This window comes from Actinoplanes sp. NPDC026619 (assembly GCF_040638295.1).
Lineage (GTDB): Bacteria > Actinomycetota > Actinomycetes > Mycobacteriales > Micromonosporaceae > Actinoplanes.
In genome coordinates this window covers 356,547-374,952 of the sequence record NZ_JBEZYA010000004.1, presented here as the reverse complement: position 1 = coordinate 374,952, position 18,406 = coordinate 356,547, and the positions used below count along the sequence as shown (strand labels likewise).

General features: G+C 69.0%; 19 protein-coding genes. 12 read left to right on the top strand and 7 right to left on the bottom strand.

The features are described 5' to 3' along the window. Window positions 1–77: 77 nt before the first annotated feature. The 5 genes from AB0E90_RS12430 to AB0E90_RS12410 all read left to right on the top strand — a co-directional run bounded on the left by AB0E90_RS12430 (window position 78) and on the right by AB0E90_RS12410 (window position 6,595). On the top strand, window positions 78–983 hold the full coding sequence (locus AB0E90_RS12430) for an ABC transporter ATP-binding protein (RefSeq protein ID WP_360403154.1): 906 nt from the start codon (window positions 78–80) through the stop codon (window positions 981–983). After that, entirely contained in the window at window positions 980–1,798 is an 819-nt protein-coding gene (locus AB0E90_RS12425) for an ABC transporter permease (protein WP_360403152.1), read from the top strand. The genes AB0E90_RS12430 and AB0E90_RS12425 overlap by 4 nt, the downstream gene beginning before the upstream one ends. Before the next feature lie 138 nt (window positions 1,799–1,936). Next, window positions 1,937–5,647 carry a multifunctional oxoglutarate decarboxylase/oxoglutarate dehydrogenase thiamine pyrophosphate-binding subunit/dihydrolipoyllysine-residue succinyltransferase subunit gene (locus AB0E90_RS12420; RefSeq protein WP_360403352.1) on the top strand — a complete coding sequence of 1,237 codons (3,711 nt, stop codon included), beginning with the start codon at window positions 1,937–1,939 and terminating at the stop codon, window positions 5,645–5,647. Window positions 5,648–5,703: 56 nt separating this feature from the next. Next, the gene (locus AB0E90_RS12415) at window positions 5,704–5,883 is read left to right on the top strand and encodes a DUF6104 family protein (protein ID WP_360403150.1); all 180 of its coding nucleotides are present in this window, start codon (window positions 5,704–5,706) and stop codon (window positions 5,881–5,883) included. After that, the gene (locus AB0E90_RS12410; protein ID WP_360403148.1) at window positions 5,870–6,595 is read left to right on the top strand and encodes an AAA family ATPase; all 726 of its coding nucleotides are present in this window, start codon (window positions 5,870–5,872) and stop codon (window positions 6,593–6,595) included. The genes AB0E90_RS12415 and AB0E90_RS12410 overlap by 14 nt, the downstream gene beginning before the upstream one ends. A 7-nt stretch (window positions 6,596–6,602) precedes the next feature. Here the strand turns inward: AB0E90_RS12410 and AB0E90_RS12405 are convergent, their stop codons facing one another. Further along, on the bottom strand, window positions 6,603–7,061 hold the full coding sequence (locus tag AB0E90_RS12405) for a hypothetical protein (protein WP_360403146.1): 459 nt from the start codon (window positions 7,059–7,061) through the stop codon (window positions 6,603–6,605). A 178-nt stretch (window positions 7,062–7,239) separates the two neighbouring features. Here AB0E90_RS12405 and pta point away from each other — a divergent pair, with 178 nt between their 5' ends. Together pta and AB0E90_RS12395 are read left to right on the top strand one after the other, a co-directional pair. Then, complete coding sequence (gene pta, locus AB0E90_RS12400; protein ID WP_360403144.1) at window positions 7,240–9,318, top strand: phosphate acetyltransferase; 2,079 nt, start codon at window positions 7,240–7,242, stop codon at window positions 9,316–9,318. After that, window positions 9,315–10,427, top strand: a complete 1,113-nt coding sequence (locus tag AB0E90_RS12395; RefSeq protein ID WP_360403142.1) for an acetate kinase — start codon at window positions 9,315–9,317, stop codon at window positions 10,425–10,427. The genes pta and AB0E90_RS12395 overlap by 4 nt, the downstream gene beginning before the upstream one ends. Here AB0E90_RS12395 and AB0E90_RS12390 read toward each other — a convergent pair. Then, a complete protein-coding gene (locus AB0E90_RS12390; RefSeq protein ID WP_360403140.1) occupies window positions 10,424–10,591 on the bottom strand; it encodes a hypothetical protein in 168 nt (55 codons plus the stop codon). The genes AB0E90_RS12395 and AB0E90_RS12390 overlap by 4 nt on opposite strands. Before the next feature lie 132 nt (window positions 10,592–10,723). On the opposite strand from AB0E90_RS12390, the gene AB0E90_RS12385 reads away from it, so the two are divergent. Then, window positions 10,724–11,755, top strand: coding sequence for an alpha/beta hydrolase (locus AB0E90_RS12385; RefSeq protein WP_360403138.1), 1,032 nt, complete (start codon window positions 10,724–10,726; stop codon window positions 11,753–11,755). A gap of 39 nt (window positions 11,756–11,794) precedes the next feature. Next, window positions 11,795–12,688: a prolyl oligopeptidase family serine peptidase gene (locus AB0E90_RS12380; protein ID WP_360403136.1), complete on the top strand. Its 894-nt coding sequence runs from the start codon at window positions 11,795–11,797 to the stop codon at window positions 12,686–12,688. A 6-nt stretch (window positions 12,689–12,694) separates the two neighbouring features. On the opposite strand, the gene AB0E90_RS12375 is transcribed toward AB0E90_RS12380, so the two are convergent. From AB0E90_RS12375 to AB0E90_RS12365, 3 genes are all read right to left on the bottom strand, one after another. Beyond that, complete coding sequence (locus AB0E90_RS12375; protein WP_360403134.1) at window positions 12,695–13,645, bottom strand: zinc-binding dehydrogenase; 951 nt, start codon at window positions 13,643–13,645, stop codon at window positions 12,695–12,697. Window positions 13,646–14,122: 477 nt separating this feature from the next. Continuing rightward, entirely contained in the window at window positions 14,123–15,361 is a 1,239-nt protein-coding gene (locus AB0E90_RS12370; RefSeq protein WP_360403132.1) for an NADP-dependent malic enzyme, read from the bottom strand. A gap of 137 nt (window positions 15,362–15,498) precedes the next feature. Then, window positions 15,499–15,807 (bottom strand): S24 family peptidase, encoded by a 309-nt coding sequence (locus AB0E90_RS12365; RefSeq protein ID WP_360403130.1) that lies wholly within the window; start codon window positions 15,805–15,807, stop codon window positions 15,499–15,501. An 85-nt stretch (window positions 15,808–15,892) separates the two neighbouring features. Between AB0E90_RS12365 and sodN the strand changes: the two genes are divergently transcribed. The 3 genes from sodN to AB0E90_RS12350 are packed head-to-tail and all read left to right on the top strand — an operon-like array spanning window position 15,893 to window position 17,236. Beyond that, a complete protein-coding gene (sodN, locus tag AB0E90_RS12360; protein ID WP_360403128.1) occupies window positions 15,893–16,297 on the top strand; it encodes a superoxide dismutase, Ni in 405 nt (134 codons plus the stop codon). A 56-nt stretch (window positions 16,298–16,353) separates the two neighbouring features. Beyond that, on the top strand, window positions 16,354–16,803 hold the full coding sequence (locus AB0E90_RS12355; RefSeq protein WP_360403350.1) for a GNAT family N-acetyltransferase: 450 nt from the start codon (window positions 16,354–16,356) through the stop codon (window positions 16,801–16,803). Window positions 16,804–16,822: 19 nt separating this feature from the next. Continuing rightward, window positions 16,823–17,236 (top strand): ATP-binding protein, encoded by a 414-nt coding sequence (locus AB0E90_RS12350; RefSeq protein ID WP_360403126.1) that lies wholly within the window; start codon window positions 16,823–16,825, stop codon window positions 17,234–17,236. Here AB0E90_RS12350 and AB0E90_RS12345 read toward each other — a convergent pair. Both AB0E90_RS12345 and AB0E90_RS12340 read right to left on the bottom strand, forming a co-directional pair. Beyond that, window positions 17,214–17,951 (bottom strand): FadR/GntR family transcriptional regulator, encoded by a 738-nt coding sequence (locus AB0E90_RS12345; RefSeq protein WP_360403124.1) that lies wholly within the window; start codon window positions 17,949–17,951, stop codon window positions 17,214–17,216. The two genes, AB0E90_RS12350 and AB0E90_RS12345, sit on opposite strands and share 23 nt — an antisense overlap. 38 nt (window positions 17,952–17,989) lie before the next feature. After that, window positions 17,990–18,385 (bottom strand): hypothetical protein, encoded by a 396-nt coding sequence (locus AB0E90_RS12340; RefSeq protein WP_360403122.1) that lies wholly within the window; start codon window positions 18,383–18,385, stop codon window positions 17,990–17,992. Window positions 18,386–18,406: the final 21 nt, after the last annotated feature.

Genomic DNA, 18,406 nt, shown 5'->3' with positions numbered 1-18,406 from the left:
TGCCACGGGCACACGTCGGTGGCCCCGACCTTGTACCTTGATCCCTCCGGATACGGGTCGATGAGGGGGCAGCTGGAATGAGCGACGACATTGTCGTCGACCACCTGACAAAGCAGTACAAAAAACTGCGAGCGGTGGACGATCTGAGTTTCAGCGTGCGATCCGGCCGGGTGACCGGCTTCCTCGGTCCCAACGGCGCCGGCAAGACCACCACGCTGCGCATGCTGCTCGGCCTGGTGACGCCGACCGCGGGCAACGCGACGTTCGGCGGCGAGAAATACACGACCCTGCACGACCCGATCCGGCGCGTCGGCGCGGTGCTGGAGGCGTCCAGCGCGCACCGCGGCCGCACCGGCCGCAACCACCTGCGGATGATCTGCCGCGCCGCCGGGCTGCCCGACACCCGCGCCGACGAGGTGCTCGAGCTAGTCGGTCTCACCCCCGCCGGCAAGCGCAAGTTCAAGGGCTACTCGCTCGGCATGAAACAGCGGCTCGGCATCGCCGCCGCCATGCTCGGCAACCCGCGTGTGCTGATCCTCGACGAGCCGGCCAACGGCCTCGACCCCGAAGGCATCCGCTGGATGCGCGACCTGCTCAAGTCACTCGCCGCCGAAGGCCGCACGGTACTGGTCTCCAGCCACCTGCTGGGTGAGATGCAGGTCCTCGCGGACGACGTGGTCATCGTGGCGGCCGGCAAGCTGATCCGCCAGGGCCCGGTCGACGAGGTGCTCGGCTCGATCGGCACGACCCAGGTGCGGGTGCGCACGCCGCAGCCGGCCGAGCTGACTGCCGCGCTCTCCGAGCTGAACGCGACCGTGTCTCCACAGGCCGACGGCGCGCTGCTGGTCGGCGGCGCGGAGGCGGCCGCGATCGGGCACGCCGCCTTCAAGGCCTCGGTCGAGTTGCATGAGCTGGTGCCCGAGCGCGGCGACCTCGAACAGGTCTTCCTGCAGCTCACGGCCGGAATGGCGGGAATCCGATGAAGCTGGTCAACGCCGAGCTCTTCAAGCTCCGTACCACCTCGATTTGGTGGATCATGGGCCTGGTCCTGCTCCCGCTGTACGCGGCGAGCGTCCTGGCCAACTGGGCGCAATACGCCAACACCTCGCCGGACGACGCGGCCGGCACCGACCAGGCCGAGCAGGTGCGCGCCGCGCTCGAGCCGATCAACGTGGCCACCAGCATGTACACCAGCGGTCAGTACTTCGGCATCCTGATCCTGCTGCTGCTCTCCGCGATCATCGTGACCAGCGAGTTCTTCCACCTCACCGCGACCACCACGTTCCTGGTGACGCCGAAGCGGGAGGCGGTGATCCTGGCGAAGTTCGGCGCCGCGGTCGTCGTCGGCGTGCTGCTCTGGCTGCTCACCACCGTGATCAACCTGATCGTGGTGCCGCCGATCATGAGCAACCTCGACCTCGGCAGCCAGCTCGGCGAGGGGGCCGTGTGGCGGGCGATCGGGCTCAACCTGCTCGCCTTCGTGCTGTGGGCGGTGCTCGGCGTCGGCCTCGGCGTCCTGATCCGCAGCCAGCTCGCGGCCACGCTGATCCTGGGCATCACCTACGTGGTCGGCACCGCGGCCGTCGGTCTGATCTTCTTCCTGCTCACGCGTTACGTGGCGGACTGGTTCGACAAACTGCAGGTGCTGTTCCCGCCCAACGCGTCCCAGCTGATGATTTCCGGAACCGACCTGCCCGGTAACCCTCCGCGCTGGGTCGGCGCCGCCGTGCTGATCGGCTACGCGATCGTCACCGGCGTGATCGGTACGATGATCACGAAGCGCCGCGACATCAGCTGATCTTTACGCCTTCGAAGAGCCGACGCGGGGACGAACCACGTCCCCGCACGGCGTAGCCTTGACACCGAATCCTTCCCGTCCCGCGTGACGAAAAACGCTCGCGTGCTGACAAAAATGGTGAAAGAGGCGAACACGAAAGTGTCGACCCAGCAGACTTCGCATGACAACCCGCTCGCGGACTTCGGTCCCAACGAGTGGATCGTCGACGAGATGTACCAGCGCTATCTGGCCGACCCCACCAGCGTCGACCCTGCCTGGCACGATTTCTTCGCGGATTACAAGCCGGCGATGGCAACGGGTTCGATCGTCACTCCCGACGAGGCGAAAGCCGCCAACGCGACCGCCTCGGCGGCCCGCGCGGGCACGGACGCGCCCGCGGCCACGACGGTCGCGCCGGTGAAGCCCACCGTCCCGGATGCTGCGAAGCCTGCCCCCAAGCCCGCGCCGGCTGCCAAGCCGGCCCCGGCCGCCTCTTCGAACGGCAAGGCGCCGGAGGGTGCCAAGGTCACCACCCTCCGCGGCGTCGCCGCCAAGATCGTGCAGAACATGGACGCCTCCCTCGAGGTGCCCACCGCGACCTCGGTGCGGGCCGTCCCGGCCAAGCTGATGGTCGACAACCGCATCGTGATCAACAACCACCTCGCCCGCGGGCGAGGTGGCAAGGTCAGCTTCACCCACCTGATCGGGTGGGCGCTGGTCCGCGCGGTGATCAAGCACCCCGAGATGAACAACTCGTTCGCCCAGATCGACGGCAAGCCCGCGCTGGTGCAGCCCGAGCACATCAACCTCGGCATCGCCATCGACCTCGCCAAGAAGGACGGCAGCCGCACCCTGGTCGTGCCGTCCATCAAGAACTGCGAAACGATGGACTTCCGCAAGTTCTGGCAGGCATACGAGGACATCGTGCGGCGGGCCCGGCGCAACGAGCTCACCATGGACGACTACTCCGGCACCACGATCTCGCTGACCAACCCGGGCGGCATCGGGACGGTCCACTCGATCCCCCGCCTGCTGCAGGGCCAGTCCGCGATCATCGGCGTCGGCGCGATGGAATACCCGGCGCCCTACGCCGGGATGAGCGACGAGACCCTCACCGACCACGGCGTCAGCAAGGTCACCACGCTGACCAGCACCTACGACCACCGGGTCATCCAGGGCGCGCAGTCCGGCGAGTTCCTCAAGGGCATGCACGAATACCTGCTGGGCGACCACGGCTTCTACGACGAGATCTTCACGTCGCTGCGGATTCCGTATGAACCCGTGCGCTGGGTTCGCGACGTGGCCCGCACCTCCGAGGGCCAGATCGACAAGGCGGCCCGGGTCGTCGAGCTCATCCACGCGTACCGCGTGCGCGGCCACCTGATGGCCGACACCGACCCGCTCGAGTTCGAGATCCGCCGCCACCCCGACCTCGACGTGCTCCAGCACGGCCTGACCCTGTGGGACCTCGACCGCACGTTCCCGGTCGGCGGCTTCGCCGGCAAGCAGCGGATGAAGCTGCGCGACGTGCTCGGCGTCCTGCGCGACACCTACTGCCGCCGGGTCGGCATCGAGTACATGCACATCCAGGGCCCCGAGGAGCGGCGCTGGATCCAGGACCGCATCGAGATCAAGTACACCAAGCCGGACCAGGACGAGCAGAAGCACATCCTCAACCGGCTGAACGCCGCCGAGGCCTTCGAGACCTTCCTGCAGACGAAGTTCGTCGGCCAGAAGCGGTTCTCGCTGGAGGGTGGCGAGTCGCTGATCCCGCTGCTGGACGCGGTTCTCGAGTCGTCCGCCGACGCCGGGCTCGACGAGATGGTCATCGGCATGGCGCACCGCGGCCGGCTCAACGTGCTCGCGAACATCGTCGCCAAGCCGTACGAAAAGATCTTCAATGAATTTGAAGGTCAGATGGACCCGAAGTCCTCGCACGGCTCCGGCGACGTGAAATATCACCTGGGTCAGACCGGCAAATACACCACGCCGGACGGCGAGCACTCGACCACCGTCAGCGTGGTGGCCAACCCGTCCCACCTCGAGGCCGTCGACCCGATCCTGGAGGGCATCGTCCGAGCCAAGCAGGACCGCCTCGACCTCGGCCTGCACGGCTACACGGTCCTCCCGCTGCTGGTGCACGGCGACGCCGCGTTCGCCGGCCAGGGCGTGGTCGCCGAGACGCTCAACCTGTCGCAGCTGCGCGGTTACCGCACCGGCGGCACGGTCCACGTCATCGTGAACAACCAGGTCGGCTTCACCACCGCCCCCGAATACAGCCGCTCCTCGATGTACTCGACGGACGTGGCCCGGATGATCCAGGCGCCGATCTTCCACGTCAACGGCGACGACCCCGAGGCTGTCGTACGCGTGGCCAAGCTCGCCTTCGAATACCGTCAGGCGTTCAACAAGGACGTCGTGATCGACATGGTCTGCTACCGCCGTCGTGGTCACAACGAGGGCGACGACCCGTCGATGACCAACCCGCGGATGTACCAGATCATCGACACCAAGCGCTCGGTGCGGAAGCTCTACACCGAGGAGCTGATCGGCCGCGGCGACATCACCGTCGACGACGCCCAGGAGCAGCTACGCGACTACCAGTCCCAGCTGGAGCAGGTCTTCAAGGCCACTCGCGATGCGGCCGGCACGCCGCCGCGGCCGCGGGTCATCAACGAGGAGCCGGAGCCCGACGTCGACACCGCGATCGACGCGGCCGCGGTCGGGGCGGTCGGCCAGTCGCACATCGAGCTGCCCGAGGGCTTCACCCCGCACAAGCGGGTCCAGCAGCTGCTCGAGCGGCGCGCCAAGATGTCCAACGAGGGCGGCATCGACTGGGCGTTCGGCGAGCTGATCGCGTTCGGCTCGCTGCTCAGCCAGGGCGTCACGGTCCGGCTGGCCGGTCAGGACTCGCGTCGCGGCACGTTCGTCTCCCGGCACGCCTCGATCGTCGACTCGAAGACCGGCAAAGATTTCCTGCCGCTGTCCACGCTGGCCACCGGCAACGCCCGGTTCTTCGTGCACGACTCGCTGCTCAGCGAATACGCCGCGATGGGCTTCGAGTACGGCTACTCGGTGGAGAACCCGGACGCGCTGGTCCTCTGGGAGGCCCAGTTCGGTGACTTCGCCAACGGCGCCCAGACGGTCGTCGACGAGTTCATCTCCTCCGGCGAGGTGAAGTGGGGCCAGCAGTCGTCGCTGGTGCTGCTGCTCCCGCACGGCCAGGAGGGCCAGGGCCCGGACCACTCGTCCGGCCGGCCCGAGCGGTTCCTGCAGCTCTGCGCGCAGGACAACATGCGGGTCGCCAACATCACCACCCCGGGGAACTACTTCCACCTGCTGCGCCGCCAGGCTCTGTCCGGCAAGCGCAAGCCGCTGGTGGTGTTCTCGCCGAAGTCGCTGCTGCGGCACAAGCTGGCGGTGTCGTCGGTCGCCGACTTCACCACCGGCACGTTCCAGCCGGTCATCGGCGACGCCGGCGTCAACGGCACGCCGCTGGACGCCGGCTCGGTCAAGCGGGTCCTGCTCTGCTCCGGCAAGGTCTACTACGACCTGTTCCAGGCCCGGGCCGAGCGCGGCATCACCGACACGGCGATCATCCGGATGGAGCAGATCTACCCGCTCCCGGTCGCCGAGCTCAAGGCGGTCCTGGCCCAGTTCCCGAACGCCGAGGACTTCGCCTGGGTCCAGGAGGAGCCGGCCAACCAAGGCGCCTGGTCGTTCGTGGCGCTCAACCTGCTCGAGCACCTCGAGGGCGTCCGGCTGCGGCGCATCTCCCGCCCGGCGGCGGCCGCTCCGGCGGTCGGCTCGGCCAAGATGCACGACGCCGAGCAGTCGGCTCTGATCGAGGCCGCGCTCCCGCGCCCGTAACGCTTTGCTATAAAAAGGGGCCGCCTCCGGGCGGCCCCTTTTTCCATGGAGGATCTGTGTACTTCACCGACCGGGGCATCGAAGAGCTGGTCGAGCGGCGCGGCGAGGAGTCCGTCACACTCGAATGGCTCGGCGAGCAGCTGCGCACGTTCGTCGACATGAACCCCGAGTTCGAGACCCCGATCGAGCGGTTCGCCACCTGGCTGGCCCGCAACGACGAGGATGACGAGGAGTAGCTCGCCGCCCCCGATCCGCCGGATCGAGCTCGCACCGGGCGCTACGTTCGAGCGAAACGCCTGGTGGGCAAAGATCCCGGCGGTCGCGGCGGTCCTCGAGCACGGCCTGAACCTGCCGGCCGGAGTCACCTTCCTGGTCGGCGAGAACGGCTCGGGCAAGTCGACGCTGGTCGAGGCCCTGGCCGGCGTGCACGGGCTGAACCCGGAGGGCGGCTCACGCGGCGCGATGCACTCGACCCGGGTCACCGAGTCGCCGCTGGCCGACGTCCTGCGGGTGATCCGCACCCCCGGCAAGCAGGTCAACTCGTACTTCCTGCGGGCCGAAACCATGCACGGCCTCTACACCTACCTCGAGGACCTCCCCTGCTCCCCCGACCGTGACCTGCACGACCGCAGCCACGGCGAGGGCTTCCTGACGATGCTGGAGCGCAAGTTCCGCGGTTACGGCTTCTATCTGATGGACGAGCCGGAGGCCCCGCTCTCGTTCACCTCGACCCTGCGCCTGGTCGCCCACCTGGACACCCTGCGCCTGGCCGGCGCCCAGGTCCTGGTCGCCACCCACTCCCCACTGCTGACCGCCCTGCCCGGCGCCACCATCCTCGAACTGGGCGAACACGGCATCCGCCGCACAGGGTGGGAAGACCTGGAGCTGACCAACCGCTGGAAGCTATTTCTCACGGCCCCGGAGTCCTTCCTGCGGCATGTCTTGTAGCGCTCGATCAGTTGGCGGGCGCAGGTGCTGGCGGCGGCTCCAACAGCTCGAGCACCCGATCCAGCTTCGATTCCAGCCCGGAGACTTTCGCGTCCAGCCCGGAGACTTTCGCGTCCAGCCCGGAAACCTTCGCGTCCAGCCCGGAAACCTTCGCGTCCATTCCGAAGACCTTCGTGTCCAGCTGCTCCAGCTGCACGGAGTGCAGGCTGAGGGTCTGCTGCTGTTCCACGACCAGACGATTGAGATCAGTCAGTAACGCGCTGTTCAGGTTCAGATTGGTGGTGTGGAGGTTCAGCAACGCTCCTTGCTCCACCTGAGTGCCGCGAACCGCCTCGATCAGTCTCGTCAGCCCTCGCTGACCGCTCTCCAGATCTGAAAGGTCTTTGTCGACCTTGGCGCGCAGCTCAGCCTCGAGCGCCACGCGCCGCTCCATGGCCGAGAGTCGTTCTTCGAATTGATTGCTCACCGGGCCTCCGTGTGTGTGATTGCGGCCGACCGTAACGGAGCCGGCCGACCCCACAAGTGCCAGAGTTTGGACCTGTGGATAAGAGGTGACGAGCGACTAGTGTGCACTAGTCAAGTGTTCATCCACAAGAGGACTTTTGACCCGGCGGGGTTTGCCTCTTCGCCGGTAGCTTGAAGGCGTGGCACGAAGCGTTTATGTGGCCGGGCTTGGCCCTGGCGTCGGCAAGAGCACCGTTGCGCTCGGCTTGGTCGAGCTGCTCTCCCGCCAGGTCGCCCGCATCGGGGTGTTCCGCCCGTTGCTGTCCGGTCCCGGCGAAGATCCGTTGTTGACCCTGCTCACCGAGCGCTACCCGGTGATGGCCCCCTATGCCGACTCGTTCGGCGTCACCGCGGCCGAGGCCGGCCAGTTGGTGGCCGACGGCAAGTGGGAAGAGATGATCGCCCGGATCGTCGAGCGTTACCGCGAGGTGGAGCGGCGCTGCGCCTCGGTCGTGGTGATCGGCAGCGACTTCGCCGGCGGCCCCGCGACCGGGGGCGAGGAGATGCCCCGCGAGCTCGGCTTCAATGCCCGGCTGGCGACCGAGTTCGGCAGTGTCGTGATTCCGGTGGTCAGCGGCGAGGGGCGCACCGAGGAGTCGATCGGCGCCGCCGCCCGCAGCGCGTACCACGCGCTCGTCGACCTCGACGCCACCGTGCTGGCCGTGATCGCCAACCGGGTTCCGCCCGGCGTGCCGCGGCAGCCGGCCGCCGGCCTGCCCGTCCCGATGTGGTCGATTCCCGAGGTCCAGGCGGTCGCCGCGCCGACCGTCGCCGAGGTGGCCGCCGCGCTCGACGCCACCGTGGTCAGCGGCTCGGAGAGCGCCCTCGACCGCGACGTGCTCGACTTCGTGGTCGGCGCCGCCCACGTTCCGGCGCTGCTCGACCACCTGACCGACGGGGCGCTGCTGATCACCCCGGGCGACCGGGCCGACCTGCTGGTGGCCGCGAGCGCCGCGCACGCGGCCGGCAACGTCACGCTGTCCGGCCTGGTGCTGACGCTCGGCGAGTCCCCCGACCCGCGTGCGGTCGCGGTGATCGAAAAGCTGAACACGGGGCTCGCGATGCTGGTGGTGCAGGCCGACAGCTATCACACGATCTATTCGGCCGCGCACATCGAGGCCCGGCTCAGCACCGGCACCCCGCGCAAGGTCGAGGCCGCGCTGGGCGCGTTCGAGGAAAACGTCGACACCGCCGAGCTGGCCCGGATCCTCGACGTGGCCCGGTCCTCGCGGGTGACGCCGCTGATGTTCGAAAATGACCTGATCGACAAGGCCCGCACCGAGCGGCGGCACCTCGTTCTCCCCGAGGGCACCGATGAGCGCATCCTGCGCGCCACCGAGACGCTGCTGCGCCGCGGCGTCGCCGACCTCACCCTGCTGGGCGACCGTGCCGAGATCACCCGCCGGGCCCGCGAGCTCGGCGTCTCGATCGGCGGCGCCAACCTGGTCGACCCCGAGAGCAGCGAGTGGCGCGACCACTTCGCGTCGCGCTACGCCGAGCTGCGCAAGAAGAAGGGCGTGACGCTCGACCTGGCATACGACGTGGTTCGTGACGTCAACTACTTCGGCACGCTGATGGTCGAGCAGGGTTACGCCGACGGCATGGTCTCCGGCGCCAACCACACCACGGCTGCCACCATCCGCCCGGCCTTCGAGATCATCCGCACCGTGCCGGGGCTGTCGGTGGCCTCCAGTGTGTTCTTCATGCTGCTGGCCGACCGGGTCCTGGTCTACGGCGACTGCGCGGTCAACCCCGACCCCGACGCGGCCCAGCTGGCCGACATCGCGCTCTCCTCGGCCGACACCGCCGCCGCGTTCGGCATCGAGCCGCGGGTCGCGATGCTCTCCTATTCGACCGGCAGCTCCGGCTTCGGCGCCGACGTGGAGAAGGTCGCGGCGGCCACCGCGCTGGTCCGCGAGCGCCGCCCCGATCTGCCGGTCGAGGGCCCGATCCAGTACGACGCGGCCGTCGACCCCGCGGTCGCGGCCACCAAGTTGCCGGACAGCACGGTCGCGGGCAAGGCGACGGTCTTCGTGTTCCCCGACCTGAATACTGGGAACAACACCTACAAAGCGGTTCAGCGGTCGGCCCACGCGGTCGCCGTCGGGCCGGTCATGCAGGGGCTGCGACGGCCGGTCAACGACCTGTCCCGCGGCGCGACGGTCAAGGACATCGTCAACACAGTGGCGATCACGGCGATTCAGGCGGCAGCGCGATGACCAGGGTCTTGGTTCTCAACAGCGGTTCCTCGTCGGTGAAATACCGGCTCTTCGACGGCACCCGGACGCTGGCGAAAGGGCTGATCGAGCGCATCGGCGAGTCCGGCGGCGACGCGGCCGATCACCGGGAGGCGCTGCAGAAGATCATGTCGGAGACCGACGTGGAGGGCCTGGCCGCGGTCGGGCACCGGGTCGTGCACGGCGGTTCCGACTTCACCGAGCCGACCGTCGTCGACGACGGCGTGGTGGCCCGCATCGATTCGCTGACCCCGCTGGCGCCGCTGCACAACCCGGCCGCGGTCACCGGCCTCGAGGTGGCCCGCAAGTTGCTGCCCGACGTGCCCCAGGTGGCGGTCTTCGACACCGCGTTCCACGCGACCATCCCACCGGAGGGTGTCACCTGGGCGATCGACGCCGAGCTGGCGGCCAAGTGGCAGATCCGGCGCTATGGATTCCACGGCACCTCACACGCGTACGTGGCCCGCCGCACCGCCGAGATCCTCGGCAAGCCGCTGGAAGACACCAACGTGATCACCCTGCACCTCGGCAACGGCGCGAGCGCCACGGCCGTGCGGGGCGGCCGCAGCGTGGCGACGTCGATGGGTCTGTCGCCGCTGGACGGCCTCGTGATGGGCACCCGCAGCGGCGCCATCGACCCGACCGTGATCTTCCACCTGCACCGGGTGGCCGGCCTGTCGATCGACGAGATCGAGAGCTCGCTGACCCGGCACGGCGGCCTGCTCGGCCTGTGCGGTGACAACGACATGCGCGTCGTCGAGGACCGCGTGGAGGCCGGCGACCCGGTTGCGACTCGGGCCTTCGCGGTCTACCTGCGACGCCTGCGCGAGTGCGTCGGCGCCTACCTCGCGGTGCTCGGCCGGGTCGATGCCATCACGTTCACGGCCGGCGTCGGCGAGCACTCGCCGACGGTGCGGAGCGGTTCGCTCTCCGGCCTGGAGCCGCTGGGCATCGAGATCGACCCGGCCCGCAACGAGGCCGGCGACGAGATCATCTCCACCGACGGCAGCCGGACGAAGGTCCTGGTCGTCGCGACGGAGGAAGAGCTGGAGATCGCCAACCAGGCCCGCACCGCGCTGGGGCTAGCTTAGGAAGCCAACCACACGACGAGGCCGATGAGCACGACGGCGACGACCGCGCCGATGATGATCAGCGGGGTCTTGGAGGCTGCGGGGGTGGGCTGCTCCGGTGGGGCAGCCTGGAAGGCCCGGAACGCTTCGGTGTTGCCGCTCGGGTCCACGCTGTTGTCAGACATGCGCAAGACCATAGCGAAAAGATGCTCGCGGGCCGACTACCCGATCCCGTGGTCATGTCGCTTAGCAGGAGAAATACACCCGCTCTGGGGATTTCACCCCTTCGTGGGCGAGTTGCGCCGTAACTTCGGATCATGGGGACGCGGCGGCTGGCGGGTGCAGCGGTAGCTCTTGCGGTGGCGTTAGCGGTGGGCGGCTGCTCCGGCCCGGCGCCCGAACCGCGGTCGGCTCTCCCGGCGCCGCCCGAGCTGGCCGGCCCACCGATCCCGGATTACCCGACGTATCCGGTCGGCGTTCGTAGCCTGGACCTGCGCCGAGGGCCGGGCCGGCCACTCCCGACGCTGATCTTCTACCCGGCCACTGATCCCGATCGGTCCGATCTGGTCACCGGCCACAACCCGATCCCCGGCAACGGCCTCTTCCCGGCAGCCGGGAGGGCGGAGTCCACGTCGGGAAGAGCCGCGCTCAGAGCGAGGGTCGAATCAGTGGCACGAACCGGCCTGGCACCCGCCGCCGGTCACTTCCCGCTCGTGCTGTTCAGCCACGGGCTGTCCGGCTCGCCCGAGCGGTACGCCCCGGTCCTGGCCCGGTTCGCCGCGGCCGGATTCGTCGTTGCGGCGCCGACCTACCCGTACACCAGCGAATTCGCCCGTCGCTTCCGGCGGGCCGACATCGTGCATCAGCCGGACGACGCCCGCTACGTGCTGTCCCGGGTGCTGCGGCTCAACTACACCGAGCGTGACCCGCTGTGGCGCCGGATCGACACCGAGCACATCGCGGCGGTCGGTCACTCGGCCGGCGGCTACACCACGACCGGGCTGTTCACCGCCGGGCACGATCCGCGCTTGCGGGCCGGCGTGGTGATGGCCGGGTGGGCGGCGCCGGGCGCGTTCGGCGGACCGCCGGCGAAGATGCTGTTCCTGCAGGGCACGGCCGATCCGGTGGTGCCGCGCACGGTCAGTTACGCGGTGTGGATGCGGGTGCCGTGGCCCAAGGCGTACGTGCTGCTGCGCCGCAATTCGCACTCCACCTATCTGCAGCCGGGCGACCTCGGCTACCCGACCATGCTGTCCACCGTGACCGACTTCCTGCGCTGGACCCTGACCGGCGACGAGTCCGCCCACCGGCGCCTGCCGCACATGGTCGGCCCGACCGCGCGCGGCTGACCCAACGACTTCACAGGTCGCGGCGGCACAATGGGCCGGATGCATCGGCGAACAATGCTCAAGGCCATGGTCGTGACCGGCGCGACCGCGGCGGCCGCCGCCTGCTCGACGACACAGTCACCCGCCGCACAGCCCGCCGCACAGCCCGCCGAAGGAAAGCCGAGCAGCGCCCCCGCCGTAAAGAAGGCGCCGACCGGCACCTTCAAGGTCGAGACGACGAAGCTGAGCCTGAGCCGCGGCACCCGCGCCCTGCCGACGACAATCTGGCGCCCGACCACCGGCGGCCCGTTCCCCCTGATCCTTTTCAGCCACGGCTTGACCGCCACACCCAGCGAATACGCCGACCTGATCACCACGTGGGCAAAGGCCGGCTTCGTCGTAGCCGCGCCGGCCTACCCGCACACCGCCGGCGGCGTCCGCGACTTCAACGAGCTCGACGTGCTCAACCAGCCGGCCGATGCCAGCTACGTGATCACCGAAGTGGTGAAGCGACTCGGCAACACGATTGACGCCGATCGGATCGCCGCGGCCGGGCATTCCGCGGGTGGGGTGACGACGCTGGGCATGTTCACCGGCACGCGCGACGCCCGGCTGCGCGCGGCCGTGGTGCTGGCCGGCCGGCAGCTGATCACGACACCGCTGGAGGGCGCCGCGACACCGATCCTGTTCGTGCACGGCAAGCGGGACGACACCGTCGCCTACGTCGACGGCCGCGCCGTATACAACGCCCTGACCTGGCCAAAGGCTTTCCTGACGGTGACCCGGGGCAATCACGTCGCCTCCGACACCGAGCTTCCGGTGATCGCGGCGACGAGCACCGACTTCTGGCGCTGGAGCCTCTACGGCGACGAGGCCGCCAGGTCGCGCCTGAAATCCGACGCCACCCGAGGCGGTTTGGCCACCTTCGAGAGCCGGCTCGACCCCACCGCCTGACCGGCCTCAGTGCAGGAAGTCGATCGCGACCTTCCCGAACACGTCTCCCGCTTCCAGGCGCGCGAAAGCATCCGCCACCGCGCTGAACCCGAACGTCGCATCGATCTCCGGCCGAATGCCCTTCTCGACACAGAAGTCCATCAGCTCGGCCAGCTCCGGCAGCGTCCCCATCGTGCTGCCCAGCAGCTCGAGCCGCATCGCGAACAATCGCCGCAGGTCAACGGTCGCGAGATGCCCACCGGTGGCGCCACAAACGACGATCCGCGCACCCGGCGCCGAACACTTCATCGAATGCGCCATCGTCGGCTCCCCCACCGACTCGATCACCACGTCGACCCGCTCCGGCAGCCGCCCACCCGGCTCCACCGCCACCGCCCCGAGCGCCTCGATCCTCGCCCGCTTGCCCGGGTCACGGCTGGTCGCATACACCCGCTTGCCCATCGCCACCGCAAGCACGACCGCCGCCGTCGCCACCCCGCCGCCGGCCCCCTGCACCAGCACCGAAGAGCCGGAATCAACCCGCCCGCGAGTGGTCAGCATGTGAAAGGCGGTGAGCCAGGCGGTCGGCAGACAGGCCGCGTCAAGAAAGGAGAGCCCAGCCAGCTTGGGAATCAAATTATCCCGCGGAACCCCGACCCGCTCGGCCAGCGTCCCCGGAAACCGCTCCGACAACAGCGACATCCCGCGCGGATCCCCCGCATCAGCCACCACCGGATAGATGACAACTTCGTCACCCTCCGGAGTCACCCCCGCGGCGTCACACCCAAGAATCATCGGCAGCCGATCCCCCGGAAGCCCAACCCCACGCAAAGACCACAGGTCATGGTGGTTGAGCGAGGCCGCCCGAACCTCAACACTCACCCACCCGTCCAGCAGCTCCGGCTCCGGCGCCTCACCCACAGTGAGCACGCTGAGCGGCCGATCAGGCGAGGCCCCAGCAGCAAAAGCAGCACGCATCGTTGAACCCTATAAGCGCAGCCACAGCGGCAACCTCTCCACTTCCCCACCAAACCGCAAAACCCGCAAACCACCCTCCGCAAGTACGCGGGTAGCCCGCCCACAACCGCAACACCCCCCACCCGCCGCCCCGGCCGGGCCGCAGCCACTCACCCTCCCCGCCCCGCCGCCGGGCGGAGCGGATGGCGAAGACCCAGCGCCCCCCAAAACACAGCCGCGAACCCGAAACGCACCCACCCGGCCGCCCCGCAGCGAACCCGAGGCCAGCCGGGCTCGGCTGAGGGGTGGGGCTCGCCTCGCGCGAAAGGCGCGCTGTGGCCCGGGTGCCGGATGGCCGCGCTGCTTGGCGGGGCGGCCACGATCGGGACGGAGGGATCCGCGGCGTACTCGGCGATGTTGTTGATCTTGGGGATTTGGGTGTGGAAAAGCCCGGCCCGTCCCCGGAAGAGGGAGATGGGCCGGGCTTTGTCGTTCGGGTCAGACGGCCGGCAGCGTGGCCGGGGCCGTGGCGGCTGGGGCGACCTGGCGGCGGGCGACGCCGTCGCGGGAGGCGGCGGCGGACACCGCGGCGGCGACTGCGGGAGCGACGCGCGGGTCCAGGGGGGACGGGACGATCGCGTCGGCGCGGAGGTCGTCCGCGACGATTTCGGCGATGGCGTCGGCGGCGGCGACCTTCATGGCTTCGGTGATCGTGGTGGCTCGGGAGTCGAGCGCGCCGCGGAAGATGCCGGGGAAGGCCAGCACGTTGTTGATCTGGTTGGGGAAGTCGCTGCGGCCGGTGGCGACGACCGCGGCGTACTTGTGGGCGACCGTCGGGTGGACCTCGGGGGTCGGGTTGGCCAGGGCGAAGATGATGCCGCCCGGGGCCATGCCGGCCAGCGCGCTCTCCTCGATGGCGCCGCCGGAGACGCCGATCAGCACGTCTGCGCCGATCAGGGCCTCGGCGATGCCGCCGCTGCGGCCGGAGAAGTTGGTGGTGGCGGCCAGTTCGGCCTTCGTCGCGTTCAGGCCTTCGCGGTCGGCGTGGATGATGCCGCGCGAGTCGCAGACGATCACGTTGGCGCCCTCGACGCCCGCCGCGATCAGCATCTTGGTGATCGCCACGCCGGCCGCGCCGGCGCCGCTGATCACGATGCGCAGGTCGGCGAACTGGCGACCGAGCAGCTTGGCCGCGTTGCGCAGGGCGGCGGTGGTGACCACCGCGGTGCCGTGCTGGTCGTCGTGGAAGACCGGGATGTCGAGCTCGGCGTCGAGCCGCTGCTCGATCTCGAAGCAGCGCGGGGCGCTGATGTCCTCGAGGTTGATCCCGCCGAACGACGGCGCGATCGCCTTCACCGCCGCGATGATGCCCTCGACGTCCTGGGTGTCCAGGCAGATCGGGATCGAGTCGACCCCGCCGAACTGCTTGAACAGGATCGACTTGCCCTCCATGACCGGCATAGCGGCCTTCGGGCCGATGTTGCCGAGGCCCAGCACCGCCGAGCCGTCGGTGACGACCGCGACCGTGTTGGCCGTCCAGGTGTAGTCGGGGTAGAGCTCGGGATCGTCGGCGATGGCCTCGCAGACCCGGGCGACGCCGGGGGTGTAGGCGAGGGACAGGTCGTCGCGGCTGGCCAGCGAGACGGTCGGGCTGATCGACATCTTGCCCTGGCGGTGCAGGTCGAAGACGGGATCGGCGGCCAGGGCAGGGTCGAGTTCAAAGCTGAAGAAAGACATGGTGACTCCACGGCATCGACGTTGACACGGTGCACCAGCTCGATCCTCGGTCGCGAATGGGCGCCGAGTGGCGGTGCGATGCGGGGATCACCCGAGATAGCAACCGCTGCGCGGGTGTGCGCTGCGATTTCTCGACCTTAACCCAGCCAACCTGGCCTGGGGTAGTAACGAATGACAACTCTCCCGATGACATCTGCCACCCCGTACCGGCGTGAGTCGTCCTCGATGAGCTGGTTGTCACCCTCGATCCACCAGCCGCCGTCCTGCTCGCGGACCGCCCGCTTGACCACCAGGAGGTCGGGCCGGCTGCGGAAACGGGCGACCACGACAGCCCCGGGCCGCACCCGTCCCCCGCGGCGCACCAGCAACGCATCGCCGGAGCGCAGAGCGGGCACCATCGACGGTCCGTTCACCAAGACCGCGAACAGTGGTAATTGCCATCTCATGGCATCAGACTCCGCGGGCGTTAGGGCCGGGATGTAAGGGGTAGTGTCAACTGCGGATCATCGCAAACCGTATGGAGGAGTCCTCATGCGACTTCCGCGTTTCTTCACTCCGCGGATCGTGGTAAGCGCCCATTGCGACCTGCCCTGCGGCGTCTACGACCCGGCGCAGGCCCGGATCGAGGCGGAGTCGGTCAAGGCGATCGCCGAGAAGTACCAGGCGAACACCGACCCCGAGTTCCGCACTCGCGCCATCCTCATCAAGGAGCAGCGGGCCGAGCTGGTCAAGCACCACCTGTGGGTGCTGTGGACGGACTACTTCAAGGCTCCGCACTTCGAGAAGTACCCGAACCTGCACCAGCTCTTCAACGAGGCCACCAAGCTCGCCGGCGCGTCCGGCGCCAAGGGCTCGGTCGACCCGGCCGTGGCCGACCAGCTTCTCGCCAAGATCGAGGAGATCTCCAAGATCTTCTGGGAGACCAAGCAGGCGTGAGCTTCGCAGCCACTGTGCGGCCGGTACGTCCATCGGACGTGCCGGCCGTCGTTGCGATGGTGCACGAGCTGGCCGATTTTGAACGTGCGGCCGACCAGTGTCACCTCACCACCGACCAGCTCACCCAGGTGCTGTTCACCGAGCCCACGGTCTTCGGGCACGTCGCGGTGGACGCTGCCGATCAGCCGGTCGGGTTCGCACTCTGGTTCCTCAAATTCTCCACCTGGACCGGCACCAGCGGCATCCACCTGGAAGACCTCTACGTCCGCCCGGCGGCCCGCGGCACCGGGGCCGGCGGCGCCCTGCTGACCGCGCTGGCCGACATCTGCGTCCGCCGCGGCTACCACCGCCTCGAATGGGTGATGCTCGACTGGAATCCGGCGGCCGAGTTCTACGCTGCGATCGGCGCCGAGGTCACCGCGGATTGGCTTCCCTACCGGTTGTCCGGGGCGGCCCTGGCCCGGCTCGCCGAACGGGCCTCTTCGGTTACCCCAGTGAACAGATAGGCTGTCCTCCGTTGGAAGGATGGCTACCGTGACTCTGACGCATCCGGATCAAGCGCTCGGCGACGACGTCGTTCTGCTCACGGTGCCCGCCGACGGCGGTTACCTGGGAGTGCTCCGAACGGCGACGGCCGGCCTCGCGGCCCGGCTGCACTTCGCGCTGGACGAGATCGAGGACCTGCGCATCGCCGTCGACGAGGCGTGCGCGATGCTGCTCGCGATCGCGACTCGCGGCGCCGAGCTGGAGTGCCGGTTCGCGGTGACCGACGACGCGCTGACCGTCGAGGTGAGCGTGACGACGGTGCGCGGCGCCAAGCTGCCGGCCGAGTCGTCCTTCGCGTGGAAGGTGCTGACCGCACTGACCACCTCGGCGTCGGCCGAAGCGAGCGGCAAGCACGCGACAATCCGGCTCCTCACCCGCCGAACTGAGGCGTGACCGCCTGAGGCGTGACTTCCAGGTCCAGGGTCGCCCGCACGATGTAGTCGAGGTGCTCGGTCGCGCTGTGGCGTGCGGCCTCGGCGTCACGGTTGACCAGACCGGACAGCAGCTGCCGGTGATCGGCGTCGATCTGCTGCCAATATTCTTCCGGCAGGTGGCCGGTGACCTCTTCACCGTACGAAGCGTGGTAGAGCGGGCGCACCACCAGCTCGAACAGCGGGTTGCCGGTGGCCTTGGCGACCGCCATGTGGAAGGCCGCGTGGGCGGCGAGCATGGTGTCGAGGTCGTCCAGCGCCGGATCGAAGAGCGAACTGCGGATCTCGAGCAGATGATCTTCGCCGCGGCGCAGCGCGGCCAGCCCGGCGGCCGGCACCTCGAGGGCGCGGCGCAGCTCGAGCAGGTCGGCCAGGCCGACCCCGTCGGAGTTGGTCAGCAGCGTGAAGCCGGTGGCCAGGCCATCGGCCAACTGCTCCGCGTCGGGGTGCGAGACGAAGCTGCCGCCGGTGACACCCCGGGTGGTGACGATCAGATGTTGGCTGGCGAGCAGGCGCAACGCCTCCCGGACGGTGCTCCGGCTGACACCTGTCTTGACGCACAGTTCTGGTTCAGGGGGCAGCCTTTCACCAGGCTGCAGCCGCCCCGAGGTGATGTCCGCCCGCAACTCATCCGCCAGCAACTGATAGGCAGGCGGTCGCACCGTAGATCCGGTCACCTACACAGGGTAGGCCCTGACCAACGGTTCGAGGGTGATTAATCGATGCCGAGCGCTCTCGTACTCGGCGGCACGACGATCAATACCCCGGTCAGCACGCCCAAAACCATCAGGAGCACACCCAGCCAGACCGGATCGACCTGCACGAGGAAGCCGCCGGACGCGATGACGAACAGCTGCACGACGATGGCCGGGCCGCGGGCGCCCCGGGCGCGGCGGACGAGCGTGCGGCCGAGGAAGAAGACCACGACCGCGGCGACCGCGGTCATGACGGTCAGTGAGATCGCGACGCCGACCTGCAACGACTCGGCGGTCAGGTCGCGGACGATCAGGTAGACCGTGAGACCGGCCAGGCCGATCGCCTCCAGATAGAGCAGCCACACCGCCGCAGTAAGGGATGTGGGGTTGGCGACTGCGGACTTCTCACTGGTCACTCCCGCACCATACCGACACCT

Excerpts from the sequence above, each read along its gene's own strand:
- AB0E90_RS12430 (WP_360403154.1), top strand. The coding sequence starts at position 78 with ATGAGCGACGACATTGTCGTCGACCACCTGACAAAGCAGTACAAAAAA.
- AB0E90_RS12425 (WP_360403152.1), top strand. The coding sequence starts at position 980 with ATGAAGCTGGTCAACGCCGAGCTCTTCAAGCTCCGTACCACCTCGATT.
- AB0E90_RS12410 (WP_360403148.1), top strand. The coding sequence starts at position 5,870 with ATGACGAGGAGTAGCTCGCCGCCCCCGATCCGCCGGATCGAGCTCGCA.
- AB0E90_RS12395 (WP_360403142.1), top strand. The coding sequence starts at position 9,315 with ATGACCAGGGTCTTGGTTCTCAACAGCGGTTCCTCGTCGGTGAAATAC.
- AB0E90_RS12390 (WP_360403140.1), bottom strand. The coding sequence starts at position 10,591 with ATGTCTGACAACAGCGTGGACCCGAGCGGCAACACCGAAGCGTTCCGG.
- AB0E90_RS12385 (WP_360403138.1), top strand. The coding sequence starts at position 10,724 with ATGGGGACGCGGCGGCTGGCGGGTGCAGCGGTAGCTCTTGCGGTGGCG.
- AB0E90_RS12380 (WP_360403136.1), top strand. The coding sequence starts at position 11,795 with ATGCATCGGCGAACAATGCTCAAGGCCATGGTCGTGACCGGCGCGACC.
- AB0E90_RS12375 (WP_360403134.1), bottom strand. The coding sequence starts at position 13,645 with ATGCGTGCTGCTTTTGCTGCTGGGGCCTCGCCTGATCGGCCGCTCAGC.
- AB0E90_RS12370 (WP_360403132.1), bottom strand. The coding sequence starts at position 15,361 with ATGTCTTTCTTCAGCTTTGAACTCGACCCTGCCCTGGCCGCCGATCCC.
- AB0E90_RS12365 (WP_360403130.1), bottom strand. The coding sequence starts at position 15,807 with ATGAGATGGCAATTACCACTGTTCGCGGTCTTGGTGAACGGACCGTCG.
- sodN (WP_360403128.1), top strand. The coding sequence starts at position 15,893 with ATGCGACTTCCGCGTTTCTTCACTCCGCGGATCGTGGTAAGCGCCCAT.
- AB0E90_RS12355 (WP_360403350.1), top strand. The coding sequence starts at position 16,354 with ATGGTGCACGAGCTGGCCGATTTTGAACGTGCGGCCGACCAGTGTCAC.
- AB0E90_RS12350 (WP_360403126.1), top strand. The coding sequence starts at position 16,823 with ATGGCTACCGTGACTCTGACGCATCCGGATCAAGCGCTCGGCGACGAC.